Annotated in this window: 18 protein-coding genes; 4 read left to right on the forward strand and 14 right to left on the reverse strand. The window is 61.4% G+C overall.

What is annotated here, in order from left to right; all coding sequences use genetic code 11:
• The 4 genes from K9B32_RS15720 to K9B32_RS15735 all read right to left on the reverse strand — a co-directional run.
• Window positions 1–3,285 (reverse strand): N,N-dimethylformamidase beta subunit family domain-containing protein (locus K9B32_RS15720; protein ID WP_224563636.1); only part of this gene is annotated, 3,285 nt, incomplete at its 3' end.
• A gap of 275 nt (window positions 3,286–3,560) precedes the next feature.
• Complete coding sequence (locus tag K9B32_RS15725) at window positions 3,561–4,337, reverse strand: molybdopterin-binding protein (RefSeq protein WP_224563638.1); 777 nt, start codon at window positions 4,335–4,337, stop codon at window positions 3,561–3,563.
• The gene (locus K9B32_RS15730; protein ID WP_224563640.1) at window positions 4,334–5,176 is read right to left on the reverse strand and encodes a cytochrome b/b6 domain-containing protein; all 843 of its coding nucleotides are present in this window, start codon (window positions 5,174–5,176) and stop codon (window positions 4,334–4,336) included. Before K9B32_RS15730 ends, K9B32_RS15725 begins: the two co-directional genes overlap by 4 nt.
• 87 nt (window positions 5,177–5,263) lie before the next feature.
• Window positions 5,264–5,509, reverse strand: a complete 246-nt coding sequence (locus K9B32_RS15735) for a pentapeptide MXKDX repeat protein (protein WP_224563642.1) — start codon at window positions 5,507–5,509, stop codon at window positions 5,264–5,266.
• A gap of 184 nt (window positions 5,510–5,693) precedes the next feature.
• Between K9B32_RS15735 and K9B32_RS15740 the strand changes: the two genes are divergently transcribed.
• The 4 genes from K9B32_RS15740 (at window position 5,694) to K9B32_RS15755 (ending at window position 8,475) form a co-directional block, all read left to right on the forward strand.
• Window positions 5,694–6,242, forward strand: coding sequence for a sigma-70 family RNA polymerase sigma factor (locus tag K9B32_RS15740; RefSeq protein WP_224564036.1), 549 nt, complete (start codon window positions 5,694–5,696; stop codon window positions 6,240–6,242).
• The gene (locus K9B32_RS15745; RefSeq protein WP_224563644.1) at window positions 6,239–6,883 is read left to right on the forward strand and encodes an NrsF family protein; all 645 of its coding nucleotides are present in this window, start codon (window positions 6,239–6,241) and stop codon (window positions 6,881–6,883) included. The genes K9B32_RS15740 and K9B32_RS15745 overlap by 4 nt, the downstream gene beginning before the upstream one ends.
• Before the next feature lie 257 nt (window positions 6,884–7,140).
• Entirely contained in the window at window positions 7,141–7,284 is a 144-nt protein-coding gene (locus K9B32_RS15750) for a hypothetical protein (RefSeq protein WP_224563646.1), read from the forward strand.
• 717 nt (window positions 7,285–8,001) lie between these two features.
• On the forward strand, window positions 8,002–8,475 hold the full coding sequence (locus K9B32_RS15755) for a YbhB/YbcL family Raf kinase inhibitor-like protein (RefSeq protein ID WP_224563648.1): 474 nt from the start codon (window positions 8,002–8,004) through the stop codon (window positions 8,473–8,475).
• A 593-nt stretch (window positions 8,476–9,068) separates the two neighbouring features.
• Here K9B32_RS15755 and K9B32_RS15760 read toward each other — a convergent pair.
• From K9B32_RS15760 to K9B32_RS15805, 10 genes are all read right to left on the reverse strand, one after another.
• Window positions 9,069–9,317 carry a hypothetical protein gene (locus K9B32_RS15760; protein WP_224563651.1) on the reverse strand — a complete coding sequence of 83 codons (249 nt, stop codon included), beginning with the start codon at window positions 9,315–9,317 and terminating at the stop codon, window positions 9,069–9,071.
• 251 nt (window positions 9,318–9,568) lie between these two features.
• Window positions 9,569–12,049, reverse strand: coding sequence for a class I SAM-dependent methyltransferase (locus tag K9B32_RS15765; RefSeq protein ID WP_224563654.1), 2,481 nt, complete (start codon window positions 12,047–12,049; stop codon window positions 9,569–9,571).
• Window positions 12,046–12,801: a protein-L-isoaspartate(D-aspartate) O-methyltransferase gene (locus K9B32_RS15770; RefSeq protein WP_224563657.1), complete on the reverse strand. Its 756-nt coding sequence runs from the start codon at window positions 12,799–12,801 to the stop codon at window positions 12,046–12,048. The genes K9B32_RS15765 and K9B32_RS15770 overlap by 4 nt, the downstream gene beginning before the upstream one ends.
• 458 nt (window positions 12,802–13,259) lie before the next feature.
• Window positions 13,260–14,948, reverse strand: coding sequence for an ABC transporter ATP-binding protein (locus K9B32_RS15775; RefSeq protein ID WP_224563659.1), 1,689 nt, complete (start codon window positions 14,946–14,948; stop codon window positions 13,260–13,262).
• Complete coding sequence (locus K9B32_RS15780) at window positions 14,945–15,889, reverse strand: acetamidase/formamidase family protein (protein WP_224563661.1); 945 nt, start codon at window positions 15,887–15,889, stop codon at window positions 14,945–14,947. The genes K9B32_RS15775 and K9B32_RS15780 overlap by 4 nt, the downstream gene beginning before the upstream one ends.
• A 62-nt stretch (window positions 15,890–15,951) precedes the next feature.
• On the reverse strand, window positions 15,952–17,553 hold the full coding sequence (locus tag K9B32_RS15785) for an ABC transporter substrate-binding protein (RefSeq protein ID WP_224563663.1): 1,602 nt from the start codon (window positions 17,551–17,553) through the stop codon (window positions 15,952–15,954).
• A 24-nt stretch (window positions 17,554–17,577) separates the two neighbouring features.
• On the reverse strand, window positions 17,578–18,498 hold the full coding sequence (locus K9B32_RS15790) for an ABC transporter permease (RefSeq protein WP_224563664.1): 921 nt from the start codon (window positions 18,496–18,498) through the stop codon (window positions 17,578–17,580).
• Window positions 18,498–19,346, reverse strand: a complete 849-nt coding sequence (locus K9B32_RS15795; RefSeq protein ID WP_224563665.1) for an ABC transporter permease — start codon at window positions 19,344–19,346, stop codon at window positions 18,498–18,500. The genes K9B32_RS15790 and K9B32_RS15795 overlap by 1 nt, the downstream gene beginning before the upstream one ends.
• Window positions 19,346–19,927 (reverse strand): ANTAR domain-containing response regulator, encoded by a 582-nt coding sequence (locus tag K9B32_RS15800; protein WP_224563666.1) that lies wholly within the window; start codon window positions 19,925–19,927, stop codon window positions 19,346–19,348. The genes K9B32_RS15795 and K9B32_RS15800 overlap by 1 nt, the downstream gene beginning before the upstream one ends.
• The gene (locus K9B32_RS15805; RefSeq protein WP_224564039.1) at window positions 19,924–21,057 is read right to left on the reverse strand and encodes a transporter substrate-binding protein; all 1,134 of its coding nucleotides are present in this window, start codon (window positions 21,055–21,057) and stop codon (window positions 19,924–19,926) included. The genes K9B32_RS15800 and K9B32_RS15805 overlap by 4 nt, the downstream gene beginning before the upstream one ends.
• Window positions 21,058–21,112: the final 55 nt, after the last annotated feature.

Consider the following 21,112-nt stretch of genomic DNA (forward strand, 5'->3'; position numbering starts at 1 on the left):
GTTGAACATCACGTCGACCCAATAGTTCGTCGACTGGAAGGTGCTGGTCGGGAAAAGGCTGGCGCTGCCATACGTGTAGACGCCGTTGCCGCTGCCTGGCGCTGTCAGCGGGCCGCTGGTCACATTGGAGGTGAAGTAGTTGGTGGTAGTGGAGTAGTGACCGGTGTTGGTGTGGTAGGACGCCGTGTAGGTCTGCCCAGGCGTCAATGTCACTGAACTGGAGAAATACGCCGTCTGCCAGCCACTGGTGGTCTCGTTTGTGAACGTGATGGTCGCGAGCCGCGTACCCGTGCTCGACCATAGCGAACCGGTATGGGTACCTGTATCCTGGCTGCCCTTGTAAAAACGAACACCGCTGACGGTACCTGCCACAGAGGTCTGGAATCGAACCCCGAGCTCGACGGCTGACGTATCGTTGGTGTTGACGACCGCAGGTGTCGCGGCGCCGGAAAAGAGGGAAACAAAGCCCTGCCCGGTGACGGTGACCGTGCGTCCCGCCGAGGGTGTTTCAAGGTTGACGCTGTCGTCCACCGCGCGGGACAGGATCGTGTAGGTGCCGGCGATCTGAGGCGACCAGCTATAAGTCCAGTTCTCATCGCCTATCGCTGGATGCCAGCTTGCCCCGTTGTCGGTCGAAACCTCGACTCCGGCGATGACCCCGCCTCCCGTGTCGGCGGCGGTGCCTGTAATCGTAACGCTAGATCCAACTGTCACCGTGGCGGGTACCGTGATGACGGTGGTCGGGGCAACATGGTCGCTCGAGGCGGTCGCTGCGACGAGTCCGGGCTGCAGCGTGCCTGGCTGGATACCCATGTCGGCAAGCAAATTGACCATTGCCTGCTGCACGCGGGGATCGGTCGGTGTCGCCTCCTTGTCGTGATTGTCGCTCAGGCCCCAGGTCCAATAGACAGTGCCCGCTCCAAACACCAGGGCACCACTGGGCGCGCGATAGAGCGTCAGATTGTGCGTGGAGACACCGTTGCCGGTCGTGTTTCCGTAGTCGAGGAGGTAAGTGCTCACCGGAAGCGTCGTCGATGACAGCTTCACGAGACCAGCCGGATCGAAGCCGTTATCAGTCGCTTCGTCCCACTCATAACCAAGATAGTTCTTGGTCAGCGTCGCCGTTTGGCCTGGCTGAAGATTGGCAACGCTCGTACTGCGCCAGAAGCGCAAGTTGGCATCATCATAGGGAATCGTGATTGCCTGAAGATTGCTGCCGACATCGTCGACCATAAACAACTGGCCGGTCAGTGAGTTTTCCGGGTTTCCGCCGCCGACAGCGGGCGGGCTGAGGCGCGGGTCGCGGAAAGTGCCTGTCCATTCACTGGAGGGGTCGATGCTGGCACCGGGCGACCATGTCTCCTTGTAGGAGATCAGGGTACGATAGGGCGTGGCGTCGCTGCTGTAGCTGTTGCCCCAACGGGTGCGCCAGTAGACCTCGTTACCGCTCCAAAACTGAAGGTTAACGCCTGCGTCGCGCGCGGCCTCGACATTGGCGCGTTGCTGTCCAGACCAGTATTCGTCATGCCCGGCATCAACATACGCCTTATGATTGAGCAACAGACTGCCATAACGGTCGACATCGACGCCCGACATGTATGAGACATCATAGCCGTTCTGTTCCAACCAGTAGATGCCGGCATACTCGGCACCGAACAGATAATCCTGCGGACCGGCAAACGTGCCAATCCCGCCGCGGGTCACGATCGGCCTGTTGTAACTGACAGCATAGGCGCGACCAGCACCCTGCCCGGTCGCCGGGCCGTTGCCGCCATAGAAGTTTGCGCCTCCCCAGCCGTTATAGGCCTGCCAGGTTTCGTCGGCGGTCTGGAAGACCATGTCGCTGTGGCTGTCATCATCGCGCACGATGAACGGGATGTGGTTTTCGCCGAAGGTGCCATCCTGACGCACGAGCTTGGCGATATAGACGCCTGAGACGGCGTCCTCTGGCACGGTCCACGACGCCGAGACTGCCCAGTTGCCGGCATCCACGGTGCCGGTCGAGGCATTGCGCAGCGGATCGGGCTGGTTCTGCAATCCGGTGTGCTGTAAAGTGGCGACCTTGCGCGCGCCCATGCCGCCATAGTAGCCGAGCCGGTAAATATCTATCCGATAGTTGGTGGAATCCGTATCGATCTTGAAGCTGATCGTCTTGCCGTTGTCGACGCTTATATCGGTCGCGAACCCCTCGATATTGGAGCTACCCGCACCGTTAATGCCCCACTCGCTCTCGGGATTGCCCTGCTTCTGATTTTCCTGCACGATTATGTTGGTGATGGCGGCCGTCGCCGCCAGACTCTGCGTCGCTGTCCTCTGCGTGCCCGACGGTCTGGTCACCGAGCCGGAAAGGACGCCGACGCCCTTGGAGGTAGCGGTTCCCGTTCCCATCTCTCCGCCGCCTGGCAACGATCCCTTCCAGGCCGTTGATTCGGTCCATCCTGCGGTTCCGCGCCAGCCTGAAAGCGGGGACAAGTCACGATCCAGAAGCGGGTCGCTCACCGAGGCGCCAATCGTCCCCTTGGCTGTCGGAAGATAGTCCGGCCCCTCTGTCAGCCTGGTTCCGGGCAACTGACCGTCCCGCTGAAGCATACCGCCGCCTTGGGCCCAATCGAGCATTCGCGTGGGAGAAGTAAAGTAGCCGCACCCGCAGACGCCAAACGGCATGCCAAACGCCAAGAAATGCGATTCATGCGCGGCCGCCTGCGCTGACGGGGTCGACTCGAGGATGACGACTTTGCCCGAAGCAGCCGAGCCGGCAGCCACAGTGGTCGAACCTCGCCCTGAGGCTGTCTGAGCAGGACCGTTCGGCAAGAACGGAGCCAAGGGATCAGCGCCTAGAAAGCTGGTTCCAGCATGAGTGCTATGGCGCGACCATTTTGTGTCGGATGCAGTCGTATCCCGCCCTGAAGATGATAGGCCCCGCTCGCCCGCGAACGGCCGAGGCGCGGCAAATTCGCCCCCTTGAATTCCGGCTCCATAAATCGCTGTGAAACTGTCGGTCAAAGACGGCAGGACATGGTCGTCGTTGACCTGACCGTGCGCGTCGCAGACCATCCCTCCCTGCCCATTGCCATCTTCATTGAGCGCGGTGACGTTGACGGGACTATCGACGGCAGCGCCATATCTGGTCCCATCTGTCGTTTGTGTGCCAAGCGCAAGTTGAGAGTAAATCTCTTGCTCATTGGCTGTATGACGAGGCTTCGCCCTTCGGCCGGCGGTTAACCACCGGGGAGCCAACGAATCCAACACTGAGCGGGAAGCCCAGCGGCGAGCTTTGCGATGCATGGTATGCCCTCTCGCAAAAACCACGATCAAATCGATAGGGATCGTTCAAACTGCCAATTTCGGAATTGTAGTCGAAAAAGAGCGAAATAACCTGTACGCCTTTCGACCTAAATCGGGCGATCCCCTTTTGGCGAAGGGCACCATGTCGCTTTCACGGGGCGGAGAGTCAGCGTTGTCGATGCCGATTGGTCCGGACACGGATCGCAGATAGGTCTCCGCGTGCTCGTTATGTGCGCCTCACATTGGCAAAGCGAATTCAAGGCCCCTCGCCGAGTTCATATCCCGGCATACCATTCATAGCCGCGATCCTCCCAAAACCCGCCATTGCCGCCATAAAGATGGCCGAGGTCCGCGAGCGCCTCGATGCGGGTCAGATATTTCGCCTGCTTGTAACCGAGCTGCCGCTCGACCCTGAGCCTTAACGGCGCTCCATGCGCCACCTCTAGATCGCGGCCGTTCATCGCATAGGCGAGGATCGTCTGCGGATGGAGGGCATCGACCAGATCGATACTCTCATAGTACCAGCCGGTGCCGTTCAGCGTCTTTTCGTATTCATCCGCGCAGTGGAACACGATATAGCGCGCCTCGGGCTTCAGCCCGACGAATTGCAGCAGGGCGCCGAGCGGCACACCAGTCCATTTACCGATCGCGCTCCAGCCTTCGACGCAGTCGTGCCGGGTGATCTGGGTGCGCGATGGCATCGCCTTCAGCTGTGCGAGCGAGACTTGCGACGGCCTTTCGACCAGCCCACCAATCCCAAGCCTCCAGGTTGAGAACTGCCGGCTCATCCAGTCCAGATACTGCGGATTATCCGGCATGCTGGTGCCGTTTGAGCGAAAGACCGGCGACAGATCCGCGTCGCTGAATTCAGGAGCCAGTGCGTTGTCGTCAAGCAGGAAGCGCTGCGTCTTCATGCTGAGACCCTCCGCGATCTTCAGGACCGACTTCGTCCGGTCACTTTCGACCAATGCGTCGCAGCCGCTCAAACCCAGTCCAGAGGCGGCCAAGGTCGAACCAATCAGGAAGCGGCGGCGGGTAATGAGGCGGCTCATTGTCTGCCTCCCTGTTCAATCGCGTAGTAGCCGGTGATCATCGAACGCAGATTGTTGAAGACACCCGACAGGATCACCATAGCGACATGTACGACGACAAAGGCGACGAGCGAGAAGGCAGTCAGGAAGTGAATAGTGCGCGCCGATTGCCGTCCGCCGAAGAGATCGAGCAGCCAGGGCGCCACAGCATTGAAGCCCGGCGACATGGTGAGCCCTGTCGCGATCATCAACGGCAGCAGCAGGAAAATCACGGCCAGATAGGTTAGCTTCTGCAGTGTGTTGTAATGCCGGGCCTCCGGTCCCTTCGCAAAGCGCAGCCGGGCGTGGTTGACGACCTCGTTGGTGAGATGAGCGAGCGTCAACTCATTGACGGTTGGAGCGAGATCCCGGCGGAAATGCCGGCTGACCAGCCCATAGCTGAAATAGACAAGGCCGTTGAGGACGAAGACCCAGGCAAAGAAGAAATGCAAGCGCCGGCCGGCCGACAGATCCTGATAGCTCGGAAGAGTGAGCCAGCTTGGAAAACCCCTCGCTGTCGCCTCGCCGTCGACATTCGAGAGACCAAGGACGCCTGTTGTATCGAAGGTGAGCAAACCCACATGCGTCAGCCCCTTCACCTGACCGCTGTCATCGACGGCTTCCATGGAAATGAAGGAAGGGTCGTTGTCGGCTCCATACTGGCCCCAATAGAGCGCCGGATGAGCATTGAATATCTGCAGACCGCTGAACAGCAGCACGGTAACGGCAAGCACGTTTACCCAATGCGAGAGGCGCACAGCAAGGCTGTGGCGGTAGATGAGTGTACGGCCGGTTTCCTGATTGGAATCGATCGTCGCCATGACTGTTCTCCGGATGTAGGGAAGTTTCGCAGGACAATACGCGGCCGCTGCGGATAAAGTTTCAGCGGCCGCACGATACGAGAACGCTTACTTCATCGCGTCGCAGGCCTTCATCATGTCGGCCTTTTTCATGGCGTCCTTTTCCATGCCGGCCTTGTGCATGCAGTCTGTCTTGGTGCTCGACTTCATGGCGTCCTTCGACATGGCACTATTCTGCATATTGTCCGTCTTCATCGCGTCGGACTTCATAGCGTCCTCAGCCGACGCCGCACCGGCGAGCGAAAGTCCGATGAGGAACATGCAGGGTGCTAGGCTGGAAAGAAGCTTGGTCATGGAATTCTCCTGGAATCGGATTGTCGTGTCCGCGGGCTGCGTGCCAATGGCTCACAGCTACCCATTCGAGAGAGCCTCGAAATGCGTTACAGCCTCACACGCATGTGATAGATCCGTGATGCCAAACATTTTTGATCTGCCCTGTAACCGACTGGCTGTTTGTCCGAATGAACTCGCTGACAACATGACGACCGCGTATTCGGAAGAAGCCCTGAAAGCATTGATGCTTCTGGCCCTTGACGGGGACGAGGCCGCCTATCGGCGTTTGTTAACCGCATTGCGCGTGCTGCTTGTCGGTTACTACAGCCGCAGGATGGCTCAGGCGACGAAGGCGGATATGGAAGACCTGGTCCAGGAGACATTGCTGGCACTGCATTCTCGCCGGTCCACTTATGATCGAAAACGAGCTTTCACGGCCTGGTTCTTCTCGATCGCCCGCTACAAGCTGATCGACCATCATCGCGGCCACGGTGGACGCCGGCTGGCCGAGACCGAGCTTGGCGAGGAGATCGAAAGCGATTTCAGCGAGGATACGCTGACCGCGCGCATGGATGTCGAGCGGTTGCTCGATGGGTTGTCGCCAAAACAGCAGGAGCTGATCCGGCGGGTGAAACTGGAGGGCCGGTCGGTCGCCGACACTGCAAACAGTACCGGCCAGTCTGAATCGGCGGTAAAAGTCAGCATCCATCGGGCGCTCAAGGCGCTCGGAGAGAGATTGCGAGGCGCATCGTGACAAAGACGGACGACATCATCGAGGGCCTGCTCGGCGACCTGAAGCCGGTGCCGCGCCATGCGCTACGGCGCCGCTTCGCATTTGGCATATTGCCCGCTCTCGGACTCTCCCTGCTCGTGATGCTGACCGTTCTCGGTCTGCGCGTCGATATGCCCGACGTGCTGATGCTACCGGTCTTCTGGATCAAATCCTCTTATAATGCACTGATTGCGTTGGCGGCTTTCCTGGCCGTCCATCGGCTCTCCCGCCCCGACGGTTCCGAGGGACGCTTTTTCGGTTGGCTTGCCTTGATCTTCGCCACCATGGCGGCGGTCGCAGCCATGCAGCTCAAGATGGCCCCCATCGAGACTTACCGCTTGCTGATCCTCGGCTCCTCCGCACTCCATTGCCCGCTGCTCATCTTCGGCTTCGCGATTCCCGTTTTTGCCGGCACTGTCTGGGCGCTACGCGGCGCGGCACCCGTGAACCTGCGGCTAACGGGGCTCGTTGCCGGTATTGCTTCGGGGGCAGCTGGCGCCTGGGTCTATTCCTGGTTCTGCACCGAGAACGGCATGCCCTTTGTGCTGATCTGGTATTCACTAGGCATCCTTTTGACCGGCGCGCTCGGCTTCTTCGCCGGTCCACGGCTACTGCGCTGGTAGATCCTTGTGAGCTTGGCGACGGTCCCGCCCGCCGGAACTTGTCCGATGCCACCAGGGGACGGTTATCGACCCGAGGCACCCGCTCGCCGGCGCGTGAGAACAGATCAGCGTCAACCTCGCAACTGGGACCGTCGAACCGGAAGCGCCGGTCAGTCTTGACCTGACGGGAGGGCAAGCCTTGCGAGACTTGCCCAAACAGAGACGAGCACGGGCACTTCTCGCTCGTATCAGGCGCTTCGCTGACGGCGGCCGGCCAGGTGGTGGTCACCCATGAGGTGCTTGATGGCAACGAGTTCACGGTGATCCATGGCAATGTCGACAGCAATAGCGATGCCGACTTCGCGCTGATGCTGAAGGGCAACTACAACTTGACCGAAAGCGACTTCAACGGCGTCTCCTGAAAAGACGAGTGCGCCTCCCCGACCGGGTGATCCCCGGTCGGGGCCAAAGCTAGCGGCATAGGCTGTCGCCCTGAGCCCGGTTCGAACCGCTGACAGTCATCCTCGCCGATTGCGATCCATAGCACGATATACCCGACGGCAGACACCAAGCCGGCCAGACGATGCCGGAGTCGATCGAGGTCTAGGTCTTCAGAAAGCGATAGCTGCTGCCGGTTGGCTGGCATCGACAAAATATTGCGGGGGCGTACGAATTCCCCTGCTCCGTGCTGGTCGTAAAAACGACTTCGGCCTCCCGATGGGAGGCCGACAAAGTCTTGATAGCTTTGGAATTGTTCGTTGCGAGGGCAGGATTTCATCTTAACTTGCGACGGTCGTGGATGCACGACACCATGCGAGAACGACTGGTTGCTGAGGACCGTAGCGGACTTTTTCGTAGCGCAGCAATAGGCGTTGGCATACTCGTCCGTCCGATATCCATCCTAAGATAACGTCCTTTATCATCGACGGACGTTCGCGCTGATTTTGCAGACGCTCGCAGGCAGCGTGTAGATGAGGATCGCTATAGAGTTATGCTGAAGCCGGTTGCGGATCGACGTCCTGGACATCGTGCGCCAATAGGCCGATGCTGTTGGTCTGGAGGCGCCCACAGATTGCGCGGGCACGGGTATATCGTGAGTGCGGCAACGAAACGGTTTCTTGAACTCGCCGAGGCTCCATATGGCGTTTATTATCGCATCGCCCGCCTTTAACAATGGCGGAACCATTCCCAGGCTTTACACCTGCGAAGGGCAAGGTATATCTCCGCCTCTCCAATGGACAGACATTCCGACCGGAACAAGAAGCCTTGTATTGATCGTCGACGACCCGGACGCACCGGATCCGGCCCATCCGAAAATGACCTGGATACACTGGATTGTTTTCAATCTGCCCCCCGATCTGAAGGGGCTTGTGGAAGGGATTTCGCAACTGCCATCAGGCGCCTTGACAGCGAGGAACGGGTGGAACAGCAATGCCTATGGCGGCCCTTGTCCTCCGATCGGTGTGCACCGCTACTTCTTCAAGCTCTATGCACTCAATGACCGCCTCACCCTATCGGCGGCGGCCAGCAAGGACCAGATCGAAGCGCAAATGCGCGATCACGTGATTGCCGGAACCGAGCTCATCGGCACCTATGGCAAAACAGGGAAGTGACCGATATACTTGATCAAGCCTTGTCGCCGATTGATCAAGATGGAGAACGCCGCCTCTATCGTCCAAGATCTGATCCGTTATTGAAAACAACGCTCCAAATCTCAAAGACTTACATCGCTAACCGCAGCAGCCCGTGTCGTCGTCGTTCCGTGGGTGAGCATGGGCCGACAACAACTGTGACAATGATGTTGGCGGTGCCGCCATATTCAATCCCGGCGACACACGCGGCCCTCGGCACGACGAAAGAACACCTCCGAGTCAGACCGGGCGCTGGGCGACTCTGTCTCCCGCGCCGAGATCGATCCCTCTCAAGACTTCAAGCCGCCCTTCGGCAGTCTCATAGGACTTCCTAAGATTGCGGAGAGCGATCACCGTAGCGGCCAAGATTGGGACGATTGCACATATTTACTCTCCATAGCCGCTTGGAAATGCCTACGGTGAGGAGATGCGAATACTGACGTCGAACGTCAGGCTCTTCGCAAAACGGGTTGTCTCGCGAAGGATATAAAGCTGTTTTTCGGGGCCGTCTTAGCACCTTTTCGAGGATGAGCTTAGAGCCCGAGCCCGGGAGAAGCGGGGGCCGAAAGTCGACGTCACATGGCGTCGCGGGAGTCCGGCAATTGCGAGCGTTGATACATCGTCAGCGCCCACTGCGATCGGAGTGCGTCCAGATATAAGATGTAAACGTCACCCTCGCTGCCCCTGACCTTGAAGTATCGGTAGTCGGCGCCATGCCACTGATCGAGGTTTTCGACCACTTCGACCTGCCGGCCGTTGAGGTAGAACCGTCGGAGCTTTTCGACACCACCTTCGTCCACGAAGGTTTCGACCTGAACTCGCATGGCGCGCTCGCTGTTTTCTCGGCCGAAAGGCGGCGGACCGCGCCTCCTGCCAGTCGGAGCGGGATCGTTATTGGATAAATAGCTGAGGGTGGAGGAGAAGAAAGGGTGCACGGCGCCCCTCGCCGCTTGTCTTGGACGCCGTACGACTGCTTGGGACCCCTCCACCTGTTTGTACCGGGTTATGTGGCATGCCGCGATCGACATCAAATGGTGTGCCAACATCAATTGCAGGAGAGGCCACTCCGCCTATCTTACGAACGGTTCCGATCTGGAATAAAGCCTTGCGACGTCTGCCGATTGTATCGATCCCACGACCCGGCGAGTAAGGCCGGGGCGACAAGATAGAGGATCGCGGCCATCGTCACGACGCCAATGAACCCGACATGCATTGCAAGCAGTGCGGCGAGGATCGCGCCCAGCACCGACGCACAGCCATTGATCCCCCACGCCCAGGGAAGAAATGCCTCCGAGCGTGCGCCGACGTGGCCGAGGCCGAGGGGGAAGGGCATGCCCATGAAGACTGCGAGCGGCGCTATGAGGAGGAGTGCGATTGCGATCTTCGCGGCATCCGGGAGTGCCAGCAGCCGTTCGAATATCAAGGACAGCGCGAGCAGGTAGGTGCCAGCCAGGAATGCGATCACCACGACAGCGAGGGTGATGCCGCGCACCGCCGATCCGCATCCGACCGCCGCCACCCAGCGTGCAGCCAGAGCGCTACCGAGACCTGCGAAGGCAAGGAACCCCGCAAGCACGACAGCGACGGCGTAGAGCGGATGGCCGAGGAACAGCACGAAGCGCTGGATGAAGGCGATCTCGATGAAGAGGAAGGCCAGGCCCAAGGCAAGGAAATAGAGCCCGAATCGCAGCCGGGGTACAGCGCTCCCGAGCCCGCGCGGGCGAAGCCAGAGCGGCAGCAGGATCAGGACGGCGCTGAGGATTGCGGCCTGGACGAGCGTCGCCGCCAAAATCAGGTAGCCCCAGTCGAGCATCGCTGCCCCACCTTGGGTGCGCAGCGTCAGGAGTTCGGGCAAGGCGCGCCAACGGAAAAAGTCGAAGAAATAGGGCCGATTGTCAGTGGCCGGGGCAATATCGAACTTGTAGCGCTCGGTGAAGTCGGCTCGTTCAGGGCCGAGGAGAGCGAGGGTTCCCTCGTAGAGATATTCCCGGTCGAGTTGATTGTAGCGGTTCACGTCGCTCGCGGAGATGCCCGGCACCCAGGAGATGTCAAAGAAATTCTCGGCCGCGAAGCCGCGGATGGCTGCGACGTCCTCGCCAGTGAGCGGCGACTTGGCTACGAGCAGGGTTGCGGTATTCCAGCTCCGGATCAGCGCCAGGTGCCAGCCGGGCTGGGATACGCCATCCGCTTCAAGCGCGGCGGTAGCAGTGGCGAACAGCTTGAGGATGTCGCGCGGTGGCACCCGCAGCCATCGCGTGATGGCGACGACGCCATCTCGTTTCAGTACCGCCAGGTAATCCCGCAGTGCCTCCACGGTGTAGGTGTAGTTCTCATGTATGCTTTGCACCCCGGCCGCGGCCGCGCTGAAGGAGTCAAGGAGCGGCATCTGGATTAGGTCGTAACGCTCGCCGGCGGTCGCAGCGAAGGCGCGCGCCTCGGCGAGATGCAGATGCACGTTCGGTCGGCTGAAGATGCCGCCGACGACGTTCGCGAAACGATTGCGAGCCAGGTCGATCATCTGCGGGTTGACCTCTACAGCATCCACGATATCGGCTCCGGCGCGCAGCGCCAGCAGCACCTGCTCGCCGCCACCAGCGCCGAGGACTAGCACTCGCGGCCGCGCAAGCATGCGGTACGGGAGGGCCGCCGTTGTCCGGTCGAGATAAGCGACCGTCGCCGGATCGCCGCTATAGGCGGTGATCGCCGTAATACTATCGCCATCGTTGAAGACGGCGAGTTGCGCGGGCGGCTCTTGGGTGTTGGCGAGGCTGAGGCCCGGCGCGTGTCGGAAAGGGACGCTCGGGCTCTCCACGACCGTCAGCAGTCCAAGCGGGCTTGATCGTTCCTCGACCACCCGAGCGTTCGGCACGTTGAGAGCCATGCTTAGGCCCTTGTACTGCGACATATGCGGGCCGGTGGCCGTAAAGGACGGTGGCAGCCACACCGCGATGACCGCGGCTGCAAGCCCGAGGCTGGCCGCGGCGAGCCGCCGATGACGAGCCATGCCCATCGCGGCGAGGGCAGCCGCCGCAAATCCCAACGCCGCGACGAAGCGCAGTGCCGCAAAGGGAAAGACCAGGAACAAGAGTCCGACGATGCCCAGTGCACCGACCCCAGCGCCGACCAGGTCGAAGGCATAGACGCGTCCGATCTGGCCAGGATGACGGCTGAAGGCAAGGCCGATACAAGTTGCACCAAAAAAGAACGGCAGGACCAGGAGGGCATAGCTGGCCGCGAGCCAACCGAGCTGGCCCGGATTCCAGACGACCTCGAGCGCGTTGAACGGCAGGCGTTCGGCGCCGGCGAAGCTGGCAACCGCAGTGATGCCGAAGAGCGCTGCCGACGCTGCGAAGGCGGCCGGGTACCGTTTCACCAGAGGGCGGCGGGCCAAGGCAACGAACGTACCGCTCGCGCCGAAGCCCAGGAGTGCGATGCTTATGATCATATAGGCGAATTGATGCCACTGAATGATCGAAAAGAGCCGCATCAGCAGCACTTCGTAAGCAAGGGTTGCCGCCGATATGAGACCAACCGGCAGCAGGCGCCCCGCTCTCATTGGGCCCTGCCTCCCCTCAGCGGCACAAAGGCCACCGGCAGCAACTGCCGGGTCGTGATGCTTCCGTCCCGTCGCTTCTCGACCAGCATGAGTACCTGGATCGCGAAGGGGCCGCCCACGGGGACGACCATCCGGCCCCCCTTGGCGAGCTGCTGGACCAGCGGCGGCGGGATGTGACTTGCAGCGGCAGTCACCACGATACCGTCGAAAGGCGCGTGCGCAGGCCAACCATAGTAGCCGTCGCCCACCTTCACCTCGACATTGTCGAAGCCGAGCTCCGCCAATCGGGCGGCGGCCCTTTCGCCCAGCTCCGGTATGATCTCAATCGAGTAGACCTTCGCTGCGAGCGGCGACAAGACGGCTGCCTGATAACCCGAGCCAGTGCCGATCTCGAGGACAGCGTCGCCAGGCCCAACGTTGATCAGGTCGGTCATCAGCGCGACGATGAAGGGTTGCGAGATGGTCTGGCCGTATCCGATCGGCAGTGGCCGATCTCGATAGGCCGCGCCGCGCTGCTCCTCAGGCACAAAAAGGTGGCGCGGCACCTTTCCCATCGTCTCCAGCACAGCCGGATCGATGCCCTGGCCCCCCTCGATCGCTGACGGCGCCGAGCCGGCGTGCAATTTGATCGTCCCGATCATTGCTGCACGCTCGCCGAGGCGATCCTGAGCAGGCGCGGATGTCGAAGCCACGGCGGCCGCGCTTGCGAGAACCGCCGCCATTAACGCTTGGCACTGGGCTAGAGGGCGCATGAGCTCTCTCCCGATTGTAACGCCAGAGTATAGTGGCGGCTGCGGCAATTTTGAACAAAGCTCGCCCGGCACTCTGCGCAAGGCTGCGATGTTGCCTATCCACCAACTACTCCAGACCATTCTTTTCGTACGCTATGGTATCCCAAACACCGCACGGGCGCGCGCGGCGTCTTCTTTCGATGACGGACGGTTCTTCGATGGCCCTGCCCCTTCCGGGCAAGGGAACTTTGGAGACGATGGCGCTCAAACGCGAGAGGATCAACATCCGGGTCTTCGGACCTTCAGCCGCGTCGGAAACGACGCGCAATGGCATCGCAAGTAAAGATGGTTGCGGAGGCCTGAAACCGCGCAGACTTCTAATTTGGCTTTGGCCTGGTGGCGTCTTCGGCATCCGTAACGTCACGGCACACCTTCCGCATCCTGCTGCATCTCGATCGCCGTGCTTCGGAGCGGCTCGCCTACCCGGTTATGCTTTCGAATTCGCGATAGAGCGTTGGATCGGGGATTGGCACCGCCTTCATCAGCGCCCTGGTATAGTCGTCGCCCGGGTTTTCGAAGATCTGGCGGCGCGTGCCCGCCTCGACGATCTGTCCGCCGTGCATGACGGCGACCTTGTGCGACATGCGCTCGATGACGGCCATATCGTGGGAGATGAAGAGATAGGCGAGGCCCATAGTCTCCTGCAACTCCAGCATCAGATCGAGCACCTGCGCCCGCACCGAGACGTCGAGCGCTGCCACGCTCTCGTCGGCGACGATCAGCTTCGGTTCGAGCGCGAGCGCGCGGGCGATGCAGATGCGCTGGCGTTGTCCGCCGGAGAACTCGTGCGGATAGCGCGTCGCCGCGTCCGGCGTTAGCCCGACGCGCCGCAATAGTTCAGCCACCCGTTCGCGTCGTTCGGCAGGCGTACCGATGCCGTGAATGGCCATGGGTTCGGCAATCGCCTTGCCGACCGACATGCGCGGATCGAGGGAGGCATAGGGATCCTGGAAGATCATCTGTGCCGAGCGGCGCACACTCCGCATCTCGTGCTGCGACAGGCGGGAGATATCGTAGCCGTCTAGTTGCACCGACCCGGAGAAGGGAATGAGGCCCAGAACCGCCTTGCCGGTCGTCGATTTGCCGGAGCCGCTTTCACCGACGAGGCCCATGGTCTCTCCCGGCATGATCTCGAACGAGACGTTGCGGACGGTTGCGGACGGTGCCCGCCGGAACAGCATGCCGGAGCCTCGACCGTAGCTGACGCAGAGATCGCGGACATTCAGGACCGGCGCCGATGCACTCGCCCTCGGCTGCGGCTCGCCTTTCGAAACGCGCGGCGGACCGTCGGTGCCAGCAAAGGCGCCGAGCCGTGGGACGGCCGCCAGCAGCCGGCGGGTGTAAAGCTCGGATGGGCTCTTGAATATGTCGAGCGAACTGCCCTGCTCCACGATGCGGCCATGCTGCATGATCGCCACGCGATCCGCCATCTCGGCGACGACGCCCATGTCGTGCGTGATCATGACGATAGAGGTGCCGAACTCGGTCTTGAGCTCTCGCATCAGCTTGAGGATCTGCGCCTGCACCGTCACGTCTAGCGCCGTGGTCGGCTCGTCGGCGATCAACACCTTTGGCCGGCAGGACAGTGCCATTGCGATCATAACGCGCTGGCGCATGCCGCCTGAGAGTTCGTGCGGATACTGCTGCAGTCGCCGCGCCGGATCGGCGATGTGCACCGCCTCCAGCATCTGCCGGGCGATCGCCTCGGTATTTCCCGCCTGCTGATGTTCGCGGATCGCTTCTGTCAACTGAGCACCGATGCTCATGACAGGGTTGAGCGATGTCATCGGCTCCTGGAAGATCATGGCGATCTCACCGCCCCTGACATGCCGCATCTGGCTGTTGGAGAGATGTGTGAGCTTCCTGTCGCCGAGGCTGATATTGCCGGATGCGATGCGTAGCGAGGCCTTCGGAAGCAGCCCCATGACGGAAAGCGAGGTCACCGACTTTCCGGACCCGCTTTCGCCGGCAAGGCAGAGTGTCTCGCCGGATTTGAGGTCGAAGCTAATGTCGTTGAGGACCCGCTTCAGCCCCTCCGGTGTACGGGCATCGACACAGAGGTTTTCGACGCGCAGCACCGGCCTTGCAATGGTATCCGTCTCGGTCACGAAAGGACGATCCTGGGGAAATAGAAGGAGACAACCCAGTTTGGCATGTCGACGATTTCGCTGATACGCAAATCGCCGCAGACCGAGCAAAGCATGTAGGCATCGACGGCACTGTAGCCGTGTTCGGCAGTCAGCAGGTCGATCATGCGCATGACAGCATCGCGGGCGCCGGTCATCAGATCGGGACCGATGCCCGTCGTCACTTCATAACCCATGCCCTCGAGATGACGCGTCACCGGCTCCGTCACCGTGAAGCGTGGCGTCTTCAGATTGGCGCCCTTGACGAGATCCAGCGTCAACTCGACGTTCATCTGGCTTTCGATCGCCGTGCCGCAGACTTCGCCGTCGCCCTGGGCAGCATGCGTGTCGCCAACGGAAAACAGCGCGCCTTCGACCTCGATCGGCAGGTAGAGCGTCACGCCGGTGGTGAGATCGCGGATGTCCATGTTGCCGCCGACCTGGCGGGGCGGCACGACGGAATGCAGGCCGGGCTCGGCCGGGGCGACGCCGATCGTGCCGGTAAAGGGCTTCAACGGCACCTTGCCCCCCGGCCCGAAGGCGGACGGCGCCATGGATACCGTGTCATAACTCCACACATGCAGGGCCGGATCCTTGAACTGATCGGCAAGCAGGCCGAAACCCGGGATGTTCGCCGTCCAGCCCACCCCCGACGGATGAAACTTGCGGATCGTCACCTTGAGTGCATCGCCCGGCGTAGCGCCCTCGACATAGACCGGACCGGACACCGGGTTGATCTTGGCGAAGTCTAGATTGGCAAGCGTGGCGAGCGTGGCGTTGGCGCCGATCTGGCCGCCGGACGAATCCATGCATTCGAACAGGATGGTTTCACCTGGCTTTGCCGTCAGCGCCGGCGCGAAGTCGCGGTTCCAGCCGAAGTTGTGCTGGGCGCGGTGAATGGTGTGGCTGCAGATGCTGCACATGACACGTCTCCGGAAAATATGGCCTTCCCGGCTTATTGCCGGGAGGGCGGGGACCCTTGGCGTTACTTCACAAAGATCGCGTCGTAGTTGATAACGCGGGTCGGGTCGATGTAGATGTTGTTTTCGCCGCCCATGCGCAGCGACTTGGCAACGACACGGCGTTCGTTGGTGACGGGGATCCACGGCGCATCGTTCATAGCGTCGGTGAAGATCTTCTTCCAGGCTTCCACGCGTTCCCCGGACTTCGCCGGATCCGACATGGCATCTGCCGCCGTCGCGCGCTTGTCGAGCTCGCCATTGCAGTACCACGACCAGTTCCAGCCGCCCTGCACGGCGCCAGCGCAACCAAGGATCGGGCCGTAGAAGTTGGAGGGATCGGGGAAGTCTGCGATCCAGGCCATGCCACCCGACCAGATCATCGGCGCCTCGCCTTCGGTGCCGCCTGCGGCGATCACGTTGCCCTGTGCCAACGCGCGGATTTCGGCCTTGACGCCGACCGCGGCAAGATCCTGCTGGATCGCCTGCGCGATGCGCGGTTGCGGATCGGTGTTGGTCGCGTAAAGCACGGTCTGGAAGCCATCGGCAAGGCCGGCCTCGGCAAGCAGCGACTTCGCCTTGGCGACGTCATAGGCAAAGCCCGAATAGTCGCTGTCGTAACCAGGCATCAATGGCGGCAACACTTCCTTGGCGGGCGTCGCGCGGCCATTCAGGATGCGTACGATGCGGTCTTTGTTGATCGCATGGTTCACTGCCTGACGAACCTTCAGGTCGTCGAAAGGCTTCACCTTCGTGTTCAGCGTCACATAACCGGTGTGGAGCTGTTCACCATCGACGATCATCTGCGCACCGTCGGGCGAATTCTTGATTTCCAGGAATTTGGCCGGTGGAATGCCGTCGCCGGCGATATCGACCTCGCCCTTTTGCAGGCGCAGCAGCGCGACGAGCGGCTCCTGGCCGACCTCGACCGTGAAGCCATCGATCTTCGGCGTATCTTTGATGTAATAGCCCGGGTTCTTTTCGAAGACGAGCTTCTGGCCGATCACCCAGTCCTTGAGGACGAAGGTGCCCGAACCGACGGGCTTCTTGCCGAAATCGCCACCGGCGGCCTCGACGGCCTCCTTCGGCACGACCGAGGCGAAATTGATCGCCAGCACATGCAGGAAGGTCGCGTCCGGCCTGGAGAGCTTGAAGACGACGGTGCCGTCGTCGGGGGTCTCGATACCCGCAAGACCTGTCGCCTTGCCGCCGGTCAGATCTTCAAAACCGTTGATCGCGCCGAAGAAGCCGGCACCGGGGCCTTGCGTCTTCGGATCGACGGCGCGCTCGATCGAATATTTGACGTCGGAGGCGACCACATCGCGGCCGCTCGAGAACTTTACGCCCTTGCGCAGCTTGAAGGTGTAGGTGAGCCCGTCGGGCGCGACCTCGAAACTTTCGGCAAGCGAGGGAACGAGGGTGGCCGTGCCAGGCTCGTAGTCCATCAGGCGCGAATAGAGGCTCTTGATCATCGACCAGTTGACCCAATCGTAGCCGATCGCCGGGTCGAGCGTGACGATGTCGTCCTTGTAGGTAACAACGATGTCCTTGCCCTCAGCCATGACGGCCAGAGGTGCGAGTATGATCGCTGCGGCGGTGGTCGTTCCGAGTAGCCAGCGTCTGAGCATTGTGAGTTCCCCTTTTTTCTCTGGTCAGGATGTTCTGATACGTGGGTCGATGAAGGGCGCAATGAGGTCGGCAAGAAGATTGCCGGTCACGATGGCGAGTGCCGATGTCAGCGTCACGCCCATGATGATCGGGATGTCGACCTGCTGGATTGCCTGCCAGGCCAGTTGGCCGATGCCGGGCCAGCCATAGACCGCCTCCACCACCACGACGCCACCCATGAACTGACCGATATCGATACCGATCATCGCCACGATCGGTAGGATGGCGTTAGGCAGGGCATGGCGCAAGATAATGCGGCGCGACGACAAGCCCTTGGCGCGGGCCGTGCGCACATAGTCCTGGTTCAGCACGTCGATCATCGCCGAACGCACCATGCGCGCGTACCAGCCGGCGCCGAGCACGCCAAGCGTCGTTGCCGGCAGCACAACATGCGCGAAGCTGCCGTATCCGCTCATCGGAAACCAGCCGAGCGTAACGGCGAAGACATAGAGAAGCAGCAGCGCCACGACAAATTGCGGCGCCGAAACGCCGACAAAGGAGGCCATCATCACAAGGCGGTCGACAGTACCGCCGCGCTTCACCGCCGCGACGGTGCCAAAGGTGATGCCAAGAACGACCTCGACGGTGATGCCGGCGGCCATCAGGATCAGCGTTGCCGGCAGACGCGCGACGATGAGTGTCCAGACTTCCGTCTTCTGTGCATATGAGCGACCGAGATCTCCGTGCAGGAGCCCGGAAAGATAGGTCCAGAACTGAATGATCAGCGGCTGGTCGAGGCCGAGTTCGTGGCGGATGGAAGCGACAGTCTGCGCGGTGGCGCTGCGACCTGCGATCATCCGTGCCGGATCGGCCGGCAGCGCATAAAGCAGCACGAAGGTGATGGCGGCGACACCGAGGAGAATAAGAAGCGCCTGCCCGAGGCGGCGGAGAAGGACGAAGGCCATCAACCCCTGCCCCGCTGCGTCGGATCGAGAATGTCGCGCAGGGCATCGCCGACGAGATTGAAGGCAAGCGCCGTCACGAGGATGACCATACCGGGGAAGAAGACCAACCACGGAGCCGCCTGAAAGTAGCTCTGGCTTTCGAAGATGATATTCCCCCAGGAGGGTTGGGGTGGCTGGACGCCGATGCCGAGAAAGGACAGCGTGGCTTCGAGCAGCACCGTCGTTGCGATGCCGAGCGTACCCCAGACAATCGCTGTTGGCACCAGATGTGGAAGGATATGCAAAAGCAGGATACGGCCGTGACCGGCGCCGAGCGAACGTTCAGCCATGATGAAATCACGCTCGACGAGGCCGCGCGTCTCGGTATAGACGATGCGCGCCACCTGCACCCAGTTGACCAGCGCGATCACCATGGCGACGATCCACAGACTGGGCTTCAAGAGCGCGGCCAATACGATGGCGAGCAGCAGCGCCGGAAAGGCCATCATCAGATCCGTGAAGCGCATCAGGATGTTGCTCGGCAGGCCGCGCAGATACCCCGCGACGATGCCGACAAACAGGCCGATGGACACGGCGATGCCATTGGCGACGATGCCGATGATCAGCGACGTGCGCGCGCCAAACAGCATGCGCGAGAAGAGATCGCGGCCGAGCGTATCCGTGCCGAGCAAAAATTGCCCGCCCGGCGGCATGGGCGCGCCTTCGAGCGTCAGGCCGTCGAACATCTGGTCGTCGGGACTGAAAGGCGCGATCAGCGGTGCGGCCAGCGCCAGCACCACGACCGCAACGACAATCACCAACCCGAACAGCGCAGTGGGCTGCCGCGATAGCGAGCGAAGTATGCCCATCAACCGACCTCCGGCAGGGGTTCCGCCCCGCCAAGGACGATTGCGGCGAGTTGCTCCATGGTCAGGCGACGCTGCATGGCGCAGTCGCGGAGCATGCCGTATGCCCTCTCTTCATCGAGCCCCCGGACGGCACGCAGCTTTTCGACCGCCGCATGCACCAGAGGCCGCATGCGGACGCGCTGTTCGAGATAGCGCAGCTTGTCGGCAACGACACGGCGTTCCTGATGGATCGACACTGCCATCACCAGAGCCGGAAAGATGGCGGACGCGGCAACCGGCTTCGGTATGATCGCGCTTGCACCCTTTTCCATGGCCCAGGCAATACGGCCGGGCGCTTCGGAACCGAGCAAGGCCACCAGCGGCTTACCTGATGCGCCTTCGGTCTGCGGTAGCAGATCATCCCAACCCTGATCGGCATCGACCAGAACGAGATCGGCCTCTGCCCATGTCGAGAGCGGCTCCCAGCGGCGCGTGGCCCGGATGCCAAGCAGGCCGAATTGACGCTCCAACCTGTCGGTGTTGCTGTCTTCGCGATGCAGGATCACGGCCAGCCAACCTGTGAAATTCGGCGTCCTGCTCATGACACGACCCTCAGCTTGGCAGGCATGGAGGTGCCGCGCCTGGTGAGATAGGGGTCGGCGGCAAGCGCCGGGCGGGAAGCGATGATATCGAAGCCGTTGTCGTCGCTGATGCGTCCGAGATGAAACGGTAGCGCTGCGTGATTGGTTCGTCCGTCGATTTGCAACGGCCCGAGCAGAGAGTCCCATGTTCGGCCGTAAACGGCACGGCGCACCGCAGCGGGCTCGTCACTGCCCGCAGACAGGATCGCGGCAATACAGAGATCGACGGCTGCATAGGCGCTGGCGAAGACGCTGGAGATGCGCCGGTCCCGGCCATAACGCAGCGCAGCGCGGGTCTTGAATTCGCGGTTCTCGTACGTGTCGAGCGTGTCGAAGTAGGATGCTGCACAGAGCTGGCCGGTGGCAGATCCCTTTTCGATCAACTCGAGTTCGCATTCCATCAGATCGCAGCTGACGACGGGGCAGTTCTGTGGACGGAAGGCGGGATCGTTATCACCGAGCTGTTTCATTGCCTCCAGAAAGGCGTAGCTCGACGGCCCGATGAGATTGTTGAGCACGAAGCTCGGGCGGCGCTGTGCGATTTCGGCGATGATTCGATCCACCGCCGTTTCCTCCAGCGGCAGGTAGCGCTCGCCGAGAACCTCGCCGCCCGCATTGGCGATCAGTTCGCGCGCCAGTCGGTTCATCTCCCAGCCCCAGACATAGTTGGCACCGGCAAGATAGGGTCGCGCGCCGTAGCGGGGAATGAGGTACTCGAAGGCAGGGATCAGATGCTGGTTCGGGCAGCCGCCGAGATAGATGACGCTCTCGTTCGCCTCGAAGCCTTCGTAGGGGCACATGTACCACAGCAGGCCGTCATGCTTCTCGACCAGTGGAATGACTTCCTTGCGTGCCGCAGATGTGATCGTGCCGACGATATGGCGGCAATCGGAGCGCAACATCTGCTGCGCGCCGTCAAGATACGCTTGCAGGCTGGCGTGCGGATCATAGAACAGCGGTTCGATGACGCGACCCGTTCGCTTGACGCTGTCCTCGATGGCAAGCATCGCACCGTCACGGGCATCCACGCCCATCGCCCCATAGGGGCCGGTGGCGGAGTAGAGAATACCGATCTTCAGCGCGTCGTTCATCATAGCCCAAAATACGAAAACCCCATGACGCTCATCCCGCTCATCTGCGGGGCGT

The organism is Rhizobium sp. 3T7, assembly GCF_020166565.1.
In the GTDB taxonomy this organism is placed as follows: Bacteria; Pseudomonadota; Alphaproteobacteria; order Rhizobiales; family Rhizobiaceae; genus Rhizobium.